Source organism: Rhodoferax sp. GW821-FHT07F03, assembly GCF_059418745.1.
In genome coordinates this window covers 433,407-447,714 of sequence record NZ_JBWKQM010000001.1, presented here as the reverse complement: position 1 = coordinate 447,714, position 14,308 = coordinate 433,407, and the positions used below count along the sequence as shown (strand labels likewise).

Annotated in this window: 15 protein-coding genes and 1 tRNA gene; 1 reads left to right on the top strand and 15 read right to left on the bottom strand. The window is 58.4% G+C overall.

The window, feature by feature from the left end; all coding sequences use genetic code 11:
* Window positions 1-6: 6 nt before the first annotated feature.
* From AC07R0_RS02000 to ypfJ, 10 genes are all read right to left on the bottom strand, one after another.
* Window positions 7-615 carry an NADH-quinone oxidoreductase subunit C gene (locus tag AC07R0_RS02000; RefSeq protein ID WP_495103577.1) on the bottom strand — a complete coding sequence of 203 codons (609 nt, stop codon included), beginning with the start codon at window positions 613-615 and terminating at the stop codon, window positions 7-9.
* 1 nt (window position 616) lies between these two features.
* On the bottom strand, window positions 617-1,093 hold the full coding sequence (locus tag AC07R0_RS01995) for a NuoB/complex I 20 kDa subunit family protein (RefSeq protein WP_495097327.1): 477 nt from the start codon (window positions 1,091-1,093) through the stop codon (window positions 617-619).
* A gap of 4 nt (window positions 1,094-1,097) precedes the next feature.
* Window positions 1,098-1,457 (bottom strand): NADH-quinone oxidoreductase subunit A, encoded by a 360-nt coding sequence (locus tag AC07R0_RS01990; RefSeq protein WP_495097328.1) that lies wholly within the window; start codon window positions 1,455-1,457, stop codon window positions 1,098-1,100.
* Between the two features lie 61 nt (window positions 1,458-1,518).
* Window positions 1,519-1,603, bottom strand: a tRNA-Leu gene (locus tag AC07R0_RS01985).
* Between the two features lie 116 nt (window positions 1,604-1,719).
* Entirely contained in the window at window positions 1,720-2,109 is a 390-nt protein-coding gene (gene secG / locus AC07R0_RS01980) for a preprotein translocase subunit SecG (RefSeq protein ID WP_495097329.1), read from the bottom strand.
* 37 nt (window positions 2,110-2,146) lie between these two features.
* The gene (tpiA, locus tag AC07R0_RS01975; protein WP_495103576.1) at window positions 2,147-2,890 is read right to left on the bottom strand and encodes a triose-phosphate isomerase; all 744 of its coding nucleotides are present in this window, start codon (window positions 2,888-2,890) and stop codon (window positions 2,147-2,149) included.
* Between the two features lie 4 nt (window positions 2,891-2,894).
* The gene (locus AC07R0_RS01970) at window positions 2,895-3,902 is read right to left on the bottom strand and encodes an NAD(P)H-quinone oxidoreductase (protein ID WP_495103575.1); all 1,008 of its coding nucleotides are present in this window, start codon (window positions 3,900-3,902) and stop codon (window positions 2,895-2,897) included.
* 73 nt (window positions 3,903-3,975) lie between these two features.
* The gene (gene pnp / locus AC07R0_RS01965) at window positions 3,976-6,105 is read right to left on the bottom strand and encodes a polyribonucleotide nucleotidyltransferase (RefSeq protein WP_495103574.1); all 2,130 of its coding nucleotides are present in this window, start codon (window positions 6,103-6,105) and stop codon (window positions 3,976-3,978) included.
* Window positions 6,106-6,370: 265 nt separating this feature from the next.
* Entirely contained in the window at window positions 6,371-6,637 is a 267-nt protein-coding gene (rpsO, locus tag AC07R0_RS01960; RefSeq protein WP_495097333.1) for a 30S ribosomal protein S15, read from the bottom strand.
* A gap of 137 nt (window positions 6,638-6,774) precedes the next feature.
* Window positions 6,775-7,656 carry a KPN_02809 family neutral zinc metallopeptidase gene (gene ypfJ, locus AC07R0_RS01955; RefSeq protein WP_495103573.1) on the bottom strand — a complete coding sequence of 294 codons (882 nt, stop codon included), beginning with the start codon at window positions 7,654-7,656 and terminating at the stop codon, window positions 6,775-6,777.
* A 134-nt stretch (window positions 7,657-7,790) separates the two neighbouring features.
* Between ypfJ and AC07R0_RS01950 the strand changes: the two genes are divergently transcribed.
* On the top strand, window positions 7,791-9,017 hold the full coding sequence (locus AC07R0_RS01950) for an adenylate/guanylate cyclase domain-containing protein (RefSeq protein WP_495097335.1): 1,227 nt from the start codon (window positions 7,791-7,793) through the stop codon (window positions 9,015-9,017).
* On the opposite strand, the gene AC07R0_RS01945 is transcribed toward AC07R0_RS01950, so the two are convergent.
* Genes AC07R0_RS01945 through gsiB form a run of 5 tightly spaced genes read right to left on the bottom strand, consistent with a single transcriptional unit; the run spans window position 9,014 to window position 14,274 of the window.
* Complete coding sequence (locus AC07R0_RS01945; RefSeq protein ID WP_495103572.1) at window positions 9,014-9,832, bottom strand: M55 family metallopeptidase; 819 nt, start codon at window positions 9,830-9,832, stop codon at window positions 9,014-9,016. The two genes, AC07R0_RS01950 and AC07R0_RS01945, sit on opposite strands and share 4 nt — an antisense overlap.
* A gap of 12 nt (window positions 9,833-9,844) precedes the next feature.
* The gene (locus AC07R0_RS01940; protein ID WP_495103571.1) at window positions 9,845-10,891 is read right to left on the bottom strand and encodes a DmpA family aminopeptidase; all 1,047 of its coding nucleotides are present in this window, start codon (window positions 10,889-10,891) and stop codon (window positions 9,845-9,847) included.
* A 5-nt stretch (window positions 10,892-10,896) separates the two neighbouring features.
* Window positions 10,897-11,784, bottom strand: coding sequence for a glutathione ABC transporter permease GsiD (gene gsiD, locus AC07R0_RS01935; protein WP_495103570.1), 888 nt, complete (start codon window positions 11,782-11,784; stop codon window positions 10,897-10,899).
* Window positions 11,785-11,798: 14 nt separating this feature from the next.
* A complete protein-coding gene (gene gsiC / locus AC07R0_RS01930) occupies window positions 11,799-12,719 on the bottom strand; it encodes a glutathione ABC transporter permease GsiC (RefSeq protein ID WP_495103569.1) in 921 nt (306 codons plus the stop codon).
* Between the two features lie 19 nt (window positions 12,720-12,738).
* A complete protein-coding gene (gsiB, locus tag AC07R0_RS01925; protein ID WP_495097339.1) occupies window positions 12,739-14,274 on the bottom strand; it encodes a glutathione ABC transporter substrate-binding protein GsiB in 1,536 nt (511 codons plus the stop codon).
* Window positions 14,275-14,308: the final 34 nt, after the last annotated feature.

Sequence of the window (14,308 nt, the reverse complement as noted above, 5' to 3'; positions counted from 1 at the left end):
CTGCGCTTAATGCAAGCCACCATAGTTGTCTTCCCGGATGATGCGCGGGGTAATTTCCCGCGGCTCAATAGAAACCGTTTGATAGACAACACGTTTCTGCTCGGGGTCGTAGCGCATTTCGACATGCCCCGAAGTTGGAAAATCTTTGCGGAAAGGGTGACCGATAAAGCCATAGTCCGTAAGGATCCGACGCAAATCGTTGTGACCCTCAAAGAGAATGCCAAAAAGATCAAATGCCTCGCGCTCAAACCAGTTGGCTGAATTCCAGACTGCATCAACAGAATCCACCAAAGGGAAATCATCGTCGGCGCAAAACACCTTCAGTCGCAAACGCTGGTTCAAACTAACCGATAGAAGTTGCAACACAACGCCATACCGTGGACCGTCATACTCGCCATCACGAAATGAAGAGTAATCCAATCCACACAGATCCATCAGTTGCTCGAACTTGCAACCTGGTGCGTCACGCAGCAGCAGCGCCACCGCCGCGTAGTCGGCTGGCGCCACAACCACCTCAACCTCGCCCAACGCAATGGTGACCTGGCGCGCTCGATCCCCGAGCACATTTTCAATAATTTCTTTAAGCGCCTGGGGCTGAACAGCGTATGCAGTCATCTCAAGCCCTCGCAATCGTATTGGTGCGCCGAATCTTTTGTTGCAACTGAATCACACCGTACAACAAGGCTTCAGCGGTGGGTGGACAACCAGGCACATAGACATCGACAGGCACAATGCGATCACAACCACGCACTACCGAATAACTATAGTGGTAGTAACCACCGCCATTGGCGCATGAGCCCATGGAAAGAACCCAGCGCGGCTCCGGCATCTGGTCATAGACCTTGCGCAGGGCCGGTGCCATCTTGTTGCACAACGTGCCTGCAACAATCATCAAATCGCTTTGACGTGGACTGGGGCGAAACAACATACCAAATCGATCCAAGTCGTATCGCGCCGCGCCCGCATGCATCATTTCGACAGCACAGCAAGCCAAACCGAACGTCATGGGCCATAGCGACCCCGTCTTAGCCCAGTTCACCACCGAGTCATAAGACGTGGTGACGAACCCTTCTTTCATGACACCTTCAATCATCTTATTACTCCCAATCCAGGGCGCCTTTTTTCCACTCGTAGACAAAGCCAACGACCAGAATGCCCAGAAAAATTATGACGGCCCAAAAACCAACCACACCGACCTCCTTCAGCGCTACCGCCCAAGGAAACAGAAAGGCAATTTCCAGATCGAACAATATGAAAAGAATGGCAACGAGGTAATAGCGCACATCGAACTTCATGCGCGCGTCTTCGAAAGCCTCAAAGCCGCATTCGTAAGGGGAGTTCTTGGCCCCATCAGGACGATTGGGCCCAAAGATATGACCAAGCACTTGGGGCGCTACACCGACCCCCACTCCAACCAAGATGAACAAAAGGACTGGGAGGTATTGGTCGAGGTTCATCTTGAAATTTCTATCACCGCTAAAACCTGTCAAACCTTGCTGGCTTGACAGGCCTTTTTGTTGGTGCCGTCGGCGAGACTCGAACTCGCACAGCTTTCGCCACTACCCCCTCAAGATAGCGTGTCTACCAATTTCACCACGACGGCGGTTTCTCTGTACAGATGGCATGAGGAGCCTTGCGGCTTTTGGCTTTCAGTACAGCAATAGAGTTTACCCGAAACACCCCTCCATTTCAGAGTGCACTCGGTAAATTCAACACAGATTATTTCGTCGGAATTTGACCGGCACCAGAGCTCGGCACAACAGCTGCAGCAGGCTCATTTTTTGCTCCAGCAGCAACACCAGAAGCTGCCGCATCGGGCGCAGCGGCGCCGGCAGCCGGGCGATCCAAAACACTACCCGAACTCACGGGACGCGCACCATTGAAATACGCCAGAGCCAAGGTACACGCAAAAAACACCGCAGCCAAAATGCCTGTAGTGCGAGAGAGGAAATTGGCGCTTCCGCTGGCACCAAAGAGACTGCCAGAACTACCGCTACCAAAAGCCGCACCCATATCAGCGCCCTTGCCATGCTGAACCAGGATCAGACCAATCATGCCAACCGCCGCCAGCATCTGTACCGCCAACAGAAGGGTCAATAAAAAATTCATTTGGAACTCCTAAATCTAAGCTATTAATATTGATTAACTATTGAGCAGCTGCAACGATAGTCAGAAAATCAGCAACTTTGAGCGAGGCACCGCCCACCAAGCCACCATCGATATCCGCCTGGGACAGCAAATTCGCCGCATTGGCAGCATTCATGCTGCCGCCATACAGAATAGGGATGAGATCGGCATGGCTGCTAGCCGCCCGAAGCTGAGCACGCAACAACGCATGCACTTGCTGAGCCTGCTCTGGCGTAGCGGTCTTGCCGGTACCGATAGCCCATACAGGCTCATAGGCCAGCACAATTTCGCTAATGCAATGGCCATTGGCATGGATCACAGCCGCAAGCTGGCGCTTCACAACCTCTTCGGTTTTACCCGCTTCACGCTCAGCCAGGGTTTCACCCACACATACGATCGGCGTAACACCATTGGCTAGTGCGCACTGGGTTTTTGCCGCAACTACCTCGTCTGTTTCTCCATGGTATTGACGGCGCTCCGAATGACCAACGATGGCGTAACGCACGCCAAACTCCTTGAGCATAGCGGGTGACAGCTCGCCGGTGTAAGCACCTGACGCATGCGGGGAAACATCCTGCGCTCCCAAAAAAATAGCACTAGATGCAAGCAAGGTCTGCGCCTGAGACCAATATGGCGCGGGGACGCAAACCGCGACCCCACAAGTCGACGCAGCCACACCTGCAGTCAATCCTTCCAACAGTGCCTGGTTAGCGGCCAGGCTACCGTTCATTTTCCAGTTACCAACAATCAGTTTTTTCTTCATAAAACTACCAAGTCAAAATGATTTTCCCAACATGCTGGTTCGACTCCATCAAGGTGTGTGCCTGAGCCGCCCCAGTCCATCCTGCCTTGTCACCAACAGCAGCAAACACCTTATGAATCACCGGCTTGATCGCCCCGACCTCCAACAGAGGCCATACACGACTCTTCAATGCAGTTGCAATTTCTGCCTTGAAGACCACGGAACGGGGACGCAAGGTCGAACCGGTAATGGTCAAACGCTTACGCAACACCAGCCCCGCATTGAACTCACTCTTGACCCCGCCCTGGACCGCAATAATCACCAAACGACCATCTTCGGCCAAGCACTGGATTTCGCGCGCTACATAACCTCCAGCAACCATGTCCAACACCACGTCCACACCAGCGCCACCAAATATCCTTTGGATCTCCTCGACGAAATCATGGGTTTTGTAGTTGATCGCATGGTCAGCCCCCAGCGCCAGACAAGCAGCACATTTCTCAGCACTCCCCGCCGTCACAACAACCGTGGCCCCCATGGCCTTGGCCAGCTGGATGGCCGTTACACCAATGCCACTGCTACCGCCCTGTACCAGCAAGACCTCACCTTTTTGCAAACGAGCTCTGTCGAAAACATTGCTCCAAACGGTAAAAAGCGTTTCAGGCAATGAGGCTGCCTCGACGTCAGTCCATCCAGCAGGAACCGGCAGACATTGGGCAATGGGCGCCACACACATCTCCGCATAACCGCCGCCAGCGACCAAAGCACAGACCCGATCACCAACAGCAAAGCCCGCCTCGGCCATAGCCAGCAGGTCACCCGCCTCCACGACGCCAGCGACCTCCAGGCCCGGGATATCCGAAGCACCGTCCGGTACAGGGTAATGGCCCGTGCGCTGCAATACATCCGGTCGGTTGACGCCACTGGCAGCCACACGAATCAGCAACTCACCCGCCTTGGGGACGGGCACAGGCCGATCCACTAGACGCAAAACGTCAGGTGAACCATAGGCTTGGATCTCGATAGCCTTCATCACGGCGTTAATACAAGGAAAGGCCCCACCTCCGGCAGGTGGCCGCATTGGAATGCGACCACCACACACCAGATCAGTGCTGGGCTTCTGGGTTATAGGCAGCTGGCGCCGGACGGTCCAACAAGGCCTTCATTGACAGCTTGATGCGGCCTTTTTCGTCCGTTTCCATCACCTTAACCTTGATGATCTGGCCTTCGGTCAGATAGTCAGACACCTTTTCCACACGCTCGTGGGCGATCTGGCTGATGTGCAGCAAACCGTCCTTGCCAGGCAGCAAATTAACCAGCGCACCAAAGTCCAAAATCTTGGTGATCGGACCTTCGTAAACCTTGCCGATTTCAACTTCGGCCGTGATCTGCTCGATACGGCGCTTGGCTTCTTCGGCCTTGGCTGGATCACTGGAAGCGATGGTGATGGTGCCGTCTTCTTCGATGTTGATCTGGGTGCCGGTTTCTTCGGTCAGAGCACGGATCACCGCACCGCCCTTGCCGATCACGTCGCGGATTTTTTCCGGATTGATTTTCATGGTGAACAAACGGGGCGCAAAGGTAGACACCTCGGTCTTGGCTTCGGACATGGCGTCCATCATCTTGCCCAGGATGTGCAGGCGAGCCTCCTTGGCTTGCGCCAGCGCGACCTGCATGATTTCCTTGGTGATGCCCTGGATCTTGATGTCCATCTGCAGCGCGGTAATACCGTTGGTGGTACCTGCGACCTTGAAGTCCATATCGCCCAGGTGATCTTCGTCACCCAAAATATCGGTCAGTACGGCAAAACGGTTACCGTCCTTGATCAGACCCATGGCGATACCAGCCACGTGGGCCTTCATCGGCACACCGGCGTCCATCAGCGACAAGCAGCCGCCGCAGACCGAAGCCATCGACGACGAACCGTTCGATTCGGTGATTTCCGACACCACGCGCATGGTATAGGGGAAGTCTTCCTTGCTCGGCAGCACAGCGACCAGAGCGCGCTTGGCTAGACGGCCGTGGCCGATTTCGCGGCGTTTCGGCGTACCCACGCGACCGGTTTCGCCGGTGGCAAACGGAGGCATGTTGTAGTGCAACATGAAACGGTCTTCGTACTCACCGGCCAAAGCATCGATACGCTGTGCATCGCGCTCAGTGCCCAGCGTGGTGACGACCAACGCCTGGGTTTCACCGCGAGTGAACAAGGCCGAGCCATGGGTGCGGGGCAACACGCTGTTGCGAATTTCAATCGCACGCACGGTACGCGTGTCACGGCCATCGATGCGGGGCTCGCCAGCCAGAATCTGGCTACGCACGATCTTGGCTTCGATATCGAACAGCATACCTTCCACAGCAACGCTGTCGAAAGCCGCGCCATCGGCCTTCAAGGCGGCCATGACTTCGGCGTACGCAGCGCGGCAGGCCTGGGTACGAGCTTGTTTGTTACGGATTTGGTAGGCAGCGTTCAGCTTGTCACCGGCCAACGCGCCGACCTTGGCGATCAGCGGCTCATCCTTGGCAGGTGCCTTCCAGTCCCACACCGGCTTGCCAGCATCACGCACCAGTTCATGGATGGCGTTGATGGCGATATTGCCCTGCTCATGGCCAAACACCACAGCGCCCAGCATGATTTCTTCGCTGAGTTGCATGGCTTCGGATTCCACCATCAGCACAGCAGCTTCGGTACCCGCCACCACCAGATCCATGATGGAGTCTTTACGAGCCGTCTGACCTGGGTTCAGCACATATTCGCCGTTGACGTAACCCACGCGGGCCGCACCAATCGGGCCGCTGAATGGCACACCACTGACGGACAAAGCCGCGCTGGTAGCGATCAAGGCAGCAATATCAGCATCCACTTCAGGATTCAACGACAGGGTGTGCACGACCACGTGCACTTCGTTGAAGAAACCTTCAGGGAACAGCGGGCGGATCGGGCGGTCGATCAGGCGGCTGGTCAGGGTTTCGAACTCACTGGGGCGGCCTTCACGCTTGAAAAAGCTGCCGGGGATCTTGCCCGCAGCGTAGGTCTTTTCCAGGTAATCCACTGTCAGCGGGAAGAAATCCTGGCCGGCTTTGCCTTCAGTTTTGGCAACCACCGTGGCCAACACCACGGTGCCGTCCATATCCAGCAGCACGGCGCCGCTGGATTGGCGAGCGATTTCGCCAGTTTCCATGGTGACGGTATGGCTACCCCATTGGAAGGTCTTAGTTACTTTTTTGAACATGGTCATCTTTGGTCTCCTGGAAGAAAAACAGAACCCGAGGGGTCTATCCTTGGATCGCGGCCGTTTGCAAGGCCGGCTTGTGACAACAACCCAACCCGGGCTGAAAAGGCCAGAGAACCTCAGCTATACGATGCCATTCCATAACAACCAGCTACATGGCTCTTATGGAATGACACAGCGCGTACTCTGCGGTTGGACTCTGGGGGCAAAAACAAACAAAAACGCCTGAGCTAGTGAACTAACTCAGGCGCTTATGCATTGGGTATCCGACTTACTTACGCAGACCGAGCTTAGCAATCAAAGCTGCATAACGGTCATGGTCCTTGGCGTTCAGGTAATCCAACAGCTTGCGGCGACGGCTCACCATACGCAGCAGACCGCGACGACCATGGTGGTCCTTGGCGTGGGTCTTGAAGTGAGGGGTCAGTTCGTTGATGCGAGCGGTCAGCAGTGCAACTTGCACTTCTGGGCTGCCGGTGTCCGTTGCGCTACGTGCGTTGGCCTTGACAACTTCGGCCTTGATAGAGGATGCGATCATGTGTATATCCGTTATGTTTAACTTGCGTTGGTAGATGGAATTTCAGCCAACGTGCGCCTTGCAGGATGCAAAGCCTTCAAATTATAGCGCGTAACGCACAACAGGCCTGCACCGGGGCTACCAAAGGCCGTCAAACATCACAACTGGCGGACGCTGAAGGTATCGCAGGACTTCACTGCGCCGGTCTGTAAGCCCATGCTGAACCACCGCTGGCGTTGGGCACTGGTGCCATGGGTGAAGCTATCTGGCACCACTTCGCCCCCATTGGCGCGCTGCAGAGCGTCGTCACCGATCTTGGAAGCAGCATTCATCGCCGATTCGATATCTCCGTCTTCCAGCATTTTGCGGGCATCGCGCGCGTGGTGGGCCCATACACCAGCAAAACAATCAGCTTGCAATTCCAGGCGCACGCTCAGGGCGTTGTATTGGACTTGGCTGACTTTGCCACGCGCCTGGTCCATCTTTTCGCTGATGCCCAGCAGATTTTGCACGTGGTGTCCCACTTCGTGGGCGATCACATAGGCCTGGGCAAACTCCCCCGGAGCGCCCAGTCGGGTGCGCAGGGTTTCATAGAAAGCCAGATCGATATACACCTTTTGGTCGCCCGGGCAGTAAAACGGCCCCATAGCCGTCTGCCCCTTGCCGCAGGCCGTAGGCGTTGCGTTGCGAAACAGCACCAGCTTGGGCGCAATGTAGTGGTTGCCGTTCTTACTGAAGACCTCGGTCCAGACGTCCTCGGTATCGGCCAGCACCACGGATACGAACTTAGCCATCTGATCGTCCTTGGGTGGGCGGTGGGCTGGCACCTGCTGCACTTGGCCAGACGGTGTACCACCGCCACTGAGCAGTCCTAAGATGGTCAAGGGATTCACCCCCAGGACCCAGCCGCCCAGCAAGGCAATCACAATCGTGCCAATACCAATGCTGCGGCCGCCCAGCATGCCACCGCCGGAACCGCCATCGCCGGCGTCGCGGCGGTCTTCCACGTTATCGGACTCGCGGTTGCCTTCCCATTTCATACGCTATCTCCATGTTTCGGAGCACGATGGTACCGTGCAGGTAGCAATGCGATTTACATGCGATGTACGATTCTTCCGCGCAGCCATGTTTACACAAACAATTCGACAGACAGTGGTTTTCTACAAAACGCTCCATGAACATATTGGGATTCACTGAAAAGCCAACCGTGCTGGTCATAGACGACACCGCGGACAACCTCACCCTGATGGCCGCATTGCTAAAGGACAGCTACCGGGTGAAGGTAGTGAACCATGGCGAAAAAGGCCTGGCCATCGCCGCCTCGAACACACCACCAGACCTGATACTGCTGGACATCATGATGCCCCAGATCGACGGCTACGAAGTATGCCGCCGGCTCAAGGCCAACCCAGCCACGCGCAACATACCGGTGATATTTCTCACGGCCAAGTCGGATGACGAGGCCGAAGAAAAAGGCTTCGAGCTGGGTGCGGTGGACTACATCACCAAGCCCATCTGCCCGCCCATCCTGCTGGCCCGCGTGCACAACCATATTGCACTGAATGTGCGTACGGCCATGCTGCATTCACTGTCACAGAAGCTGTCTCGCTACCTGTCGCCCCAGGTCTACAAATCGATTTTTGAGGGCGCCCAAGATGTGTCCATCCAGGCGGTGCGCAAGAAGCTGACCATCTTCTTTTCGGACATCAAGGACTTCACCCAAACTGCCGAAGGCATGCAGCCTGAGGACCTGACTTACTTTCTGAACAGCTATTTCTCGGAAATGTCCAAGATTGCGCTGGAGCATGGCGCCACCATCGACAAATTCGTGGGCGACGCGATGCTGATCTTTTTCGGCGACCCCGAGACCCGTGGCGTACAGGAAGACGCCTTACAGTGTGTGCGCATGGCGGTTGCCATGCAGCGGCGCATGCATGCGCTACGCGACATCTGGCGCGACAAGGGCTATAGCCATCCGTTCCAAGTGCGCATTGGCATCAACACCGGCTTTTGCCACGTGGGCAACTTCGGCAGCGAACAACGCATGGACTACACCGTCATAGGTAACGAAGTCAACCTCGCCGCCCGCCTGGAGCAAAACGGCGAGCCAGACAACGTTATGCTGTCGTACGAAACCTATGCGCTGGTGAAAGACGAATTTGAGGCCGAAGAACGCGAACCGATCGCAGCAAAGGGCATTTCGCATGAAATCCGCTGCTTTGTATTGCGTGACATAGCCCCGACACAAAGTGCAGCGGACGCACTGCACCAGCGTTATCCCGGGCTGCGCTTGGCTGTAGACCTGGAAAAGCTCGACGCAGAGAGCCGCGAGCGTGCCGTACAAGACCTACAGAGCGCCATCGACAGCATCCGCCAGTTACCCCCCTCCACTCCCGTCTAACGCAGCATGACCGACATGGCCGACAAGCTGTTCAGCGTGCGCACCACATGCTGCACACTGGGGCCGGTGAACTCGAGAGTGACGCCATCCACCCGCTCGATACCGGGCAAAACGGCAAACAGGTCGGCCAGGCCCGGGCCCTGGGTCTGCAAACGGCACTGCACCGGAGCGTCCACTGTGCGCACAGGCGGTATATGTACACCGGCCACCGCTTCGCGCGCCGCCGTCTCGATGGCCCCGCAGGCCGCCGACGGCGACAAGGACACTCCACTTGCGTGCCCCTGGGCGGTTTTGGTCACCACAAAGCGTGCGCCCGGAAACAGCGGCTCGGTCTCGGCCTTGAACACGTCGTCACCGCTGGCCAGCAGCACGGGCACGCCCTGCTCTGCCGCAAGCGCACCGTACAGGCCAGCCTCGCCCAGCTCCTGGCCCTGCAGCCACACACGTGCAAACGCGAAGCTGTTGATGGTGTGCGCCAACACACCGCGGCTTTGCGAACGCGCGTGGTAGCCCACCATGAACACGCCGTCGCAGCCCTGCTCCAGCCCCCCCATCATGCCCAGCACGCGCGGCTTGCCCAGCACCACCTGGGCGCGCGGGTCCAATAGGTCGGGCAGCAAGTTGCGGAAGCCGCCGTGCGAATCGTTCACCAGCACCGTGGTCGCGCCGCCCGCAAAAGCGCCGCGTATCGCCGCATTCGCCTCCTCGGTCATCAAACGGCGGGCCCGCTCGTACTCGGTATTGCCGGCACGGGTCTGCTCGGCGTGGAATACGCCGGCCACACCCTCGATATCTACTGAAATCAAAACTCTCATGGTCTACACATCCTAGTGGGAGACCAGCGCCCGCCAGTCGGGCGCTATATCTCTGATAGCTGCTCGCGCACGTCCTTCGTGCCCCAGCACGGTTTTTGCCTCAAAGAGCGCGTGCACGATGGCCTGCTCGGTCACCTGGGCTGCAGCCTCAAACAAGGCATCCATTGAACTCTCGTGCAGCAAGGGCTGGGCGCGCAAATGCCCCACATCCTGCTGCGGCACGGTATAAGCCGTAGAAAAAGCCAGCGCGATATCACCGCTGCCATGGCCAAAGTCCGAGCCCGTGCGGGCCAAGCCGGCACTGGCGCGCACCGCCAGCCGCCGCAGTTGGCGCGCATCCAAAGGCGCATCCGACGCCAGCAACATGATGATGGAGCCCAACTCGGGTACTGCCGGGCCTGCTTTCAGGCGCTGCACCAGCAGCGGGCCGATGCGACGCCCAGCCAGGGTCAAGGCCTCCAGCCGGCCAAAATTGGCCAGCACCAAGGCGCCCAAGGTAAACGGCCCGGCGGTCGTCGCGGCGATGCGCGAGGCCGAGCCTATGCCACCCTTGAGTTCAACACAGCTCATGCCCCGACCCGCGCCCACCGCCCCCTGGGCGAACTGCGTGCTGCATGCCGCATAGGCTTGCAGAAAATGTGCCTCGTCCACAGCAAAAGCCTGCAAATCGTTCAGATAGCCGTCATTGCACTCCAGCACCAACGGGTTCACCGTGGGCAGGCCGCGACCAATGCCAGGGTTATCCGCCACCGCCAGCCGGGTGATCGCCGTAGCCACGCGGCCCACGGCAAAGGTATTCGTCAGGGCAATGGGCGACTCCAGCACACCCAGCTCCTGCACTTGCAGCAGCCCCATGCTTTTACCGAAGCCGTTGATCACCGCCAGCCCGGCCGGCGTCTTGTGCATGAACGGGTCTTGGCCATGGGTGCGCAACACGGTCACGCCGGTTTGTATGCCGCCCTGGGCCAGGGTGCAGTGGCCGACCTGCACACCGGCCACGTCGGCGATGCTGTCCAGCGGCCCACTGGGCAGATCACCAATGCGCGGCGATTCGAACACGGGGCTCAATTGTCCAGCTTGGGGTCCAGCGCGTCGCGCAGGCCATCACCCAGCAGATTGAACGCCAACACGGTGAAGAAGATGGCCAGGCTGGGGAATAGCGCGATATGCGGCGCGCTCATCATGTCGGCGCGGGCCTCGTTCAGCATGGCGCCCCACTCGGGCGTGGGCGGCTGCGCGCCCAGGCCTAGAAAGGACAGACTGGCCGCCGTGATGATGGAGGTACCGATGCGCATGGTGAAGTACACCACCACCGACGAGATGGTTCCCGGAAAGATGTGGCGGGTGATGATGGTCCAGTCGGACGCGCCGATGGAGCGCACGGCTTCGATATAGGTCAGGTGCTTGAGCGCCAAGGTATTGCCACGCACCAGGCGCGCAAACGCGGGCACGCTAAAGACGGCGGTGGCCAGAATCACGTTCACCATGCCGCTACCCAAAATGGCCACGATGCCAATCGCCAGCAAGATGCCGGGGAAGGCAAACAGCACGTCCGATATACGCATCACGATGCGGTCCCACCAGCCCTCGTAGTAGCCGGCCAGCAGACCCAGCACGGTGCCCACCAGGGCGCCCACCGCCACCGAGATAAAGCCCGCAGCCAGCGAGATGCGAGCGCCCATCAGGATGCGGCTGAAGATGTCACGGCCCAGAGGGTCCACACCGAACCAGTGCGCAGCCGAAGGCGTGGCGTTCAGGGCGTCGTAGTCGAAATAATTCTCGGCGTCATACGGCACCAGCCAGGGGGCCAGTACGGCAACCAGCACCAGCGCAAGCACAAAGCCGCCGGCCACCAAAGCCAGGCGCTGGCCCTGGAATTTGCGCCAGAACTCGGTCCACGGGGTGCGTACACGCTCTTGGGTCTTTTGGGGCTCTGACGCAGATGGAGTCATCACAAGTAGCTATATTATTTGTAGCGTATCGCTGGATTGATCACGGCATACAGCACGTCCACCACCAGATTGATCAAAATGAACTCCAGCGAAAACAGCAGCACCTCGGCCTGGATCACCGGGAAGTCACGCATCTCCACCGAGTCCACCAGCAGTCGGCCCATGCCCGGCCAGTTGAAAACCTTCTCCACCACGATCGAGCCGCCCAGCAAGAAGCCGAACTGCAGGCCCATCATGGTGACCACTGGGATCAACGCGTTGCGCAGGCTGTGCTTGACCACCACCACAAACTCGTTCAGCCCTTTGGCGCGGGCGGTGCGCACATAATCTTCCTTCAGGATGTCGATGAAAGACGACCGGGTAAAGCGCGCCATCACCGCCGCCACGCCGGCACCCAGCGTCAGCGACGGCAAGATGTAATGCCGCCATGAATCCGCCCCCACTGTGGGCAACCAACCCAGCTGAACGGAGAACACCTCCATCAGCAGCATGCCCAGCGCGAACGACGGGAAGGAAATACCGGTGATGGCCAGGGTCATGCCCAGCCGGTCCGGCCATTTGTTGCGCCATACGGCAGACACCGTACCGATCACCAGGCCCAGCAGCACCGACCAGCCCATGGCCGCCACGGTGAGCCAGAAGGTGGGCATGAAGCGCTCGGCAATCTCGGTAGACACCGGGCGCTTGCTGCGCAGCGAAATACCGAAATCGCCCTGCAGCGCATTGCCCATGAAGCGCACAAACTGCTGGTGCAGGGGCAGGTCCAGCCCCAGATCTTTGCGGATCATCTGAACCACCTCCTCGCCCGCCTCGGGTCCGGCCGCCAGCCGCGCCGGGTCACCCGGCAGCAGATGCACGAACAGGAACACCAGGGCCGCCACGATCAACAAAGTGGGCAGCAGGCCCAGCAGGCGTTTGAGGATGAAATTCAGCATGTCGTCAAAGGCAAGCGGCTTACTTCAGCTCGACTTCATCGAAGTTGAAGGACTGGTCTGGCATCATGTAGAAGCCATTCAGGTTCTTGGTGCGGGCCGACAGCAACTGCTCGGTGGCCAGGAAAATCCAGGGTGCGTCCTTCCAGATTTGCTGCTGGGCACTGGCGTAGAGCTTGGCTTTTTCGGTGGTGTCCACCGTGGCCAAGGCCTTGGCGATGTCGGCATCGACCGCGTCGTTCTTGTAGTACGCGGTGTTGAATGCCTTGGGCGGGAAGGACTCCGACGCCAGCAGGGGGCGCATCGCCCAGTCGGCCTCGCCGGTAGACGAAGACCAGCCCACGTAGTACATGCGCACCGGAGCCGTGGCCGGGTCTTGCCAGCTTTCCACGCGCTCCACCCGTTGACCCGCTTCCAGCGCCAGCACCTGGGCCTTCACGCCCACCACGCTAAGTTGCTGCTGGATGAACTGGATCAGCTTCTGGCCGGTGCTGTGGTTGTAAGCCGACCACAGCGTGGTTTCAAAGCCGTTCGGGTAGCCAGCCTCCTTCAACAGCTCGCGCGCCTTGACGGGGTTGTAGGGCCAGGGACCGAGCTTGGTGGAATAGGCCACATCCTTGGGCACCACGCCTTCGGAGGGGATGGCATAACCGCCGAACACCACCTTGACCAGGGCTTCCTTGTTGATGGCGTAGTTCAGCGCTTCGCGCACCTTGGGGTTGTCGAACGGCTTTTGCTGCGTGTTCAGCGAGATGTAACGTTGCACGATGGACGGGGTGACCGTCACTTCCAGGTTCGGTTTGCTCTTGAGCTGCTCCGACTGCTCAGGCGGCACGGGGTAGGTGAAGTTGGCTTCGCCGGTCTGCATCATGGCGGCACGCGAATTGTTGTCCACCACGGGGCGCCAGGTGATGGTGTCCACCTTGGGGTAGCCCTTGCGCCAGTAGCCGCCAAACTTCTCGACCTTGATGTAGTCGGTCTGCTTCCATTCCACAAACTTGAACGGGCCGGTACCCACGGGGTTGCGGCCAATGTCCTTGCCAAACTTCTGCAAGGCAGCGGGCGAAATGATGACGGCCGACGGGTGCGCCAGGGTGTTCACAAAAGCCGAGAACGGTTCCTTGAGCGTGAAGCGCACCGTGCTGGCGTCCACCGCCTCGGTCTTGGTGATGTTCTTGTACAGGCCGTAGCGCTTGAGCTTGTTGTCGGGGTTGGTGACGCGGTCGAAATTGATCTTGACGGCTTCGGCGTTGAAGTCCGTACCGTCCTGGAACTTGATGCCCTTCTTCAGCTTGAAGGTGTACGTCAGGCCGTCCTTACTGGCGGTATAGCTCTCGGCCAGCACGGGGCCCATCTTCATGCTTTTATCAAAGCCCATCAGGCCCTGGTAGAAGGACTTGGCGACCGCTTGCGACAAGGTGTCCTGCGAGTCGTACGGGTCCATGGTGGTGAAGTTGGAGAACACCGCCACCACCACATCTTTGGCAGCGTATGCGTGGGACACAAAGGCGGCCGACAAGGCCAGCGCTACAGACAGTTTCGTCAAACGGGGTTTCATGCGAATACTCCAAAGTTACCAAAAATCCCGGCTA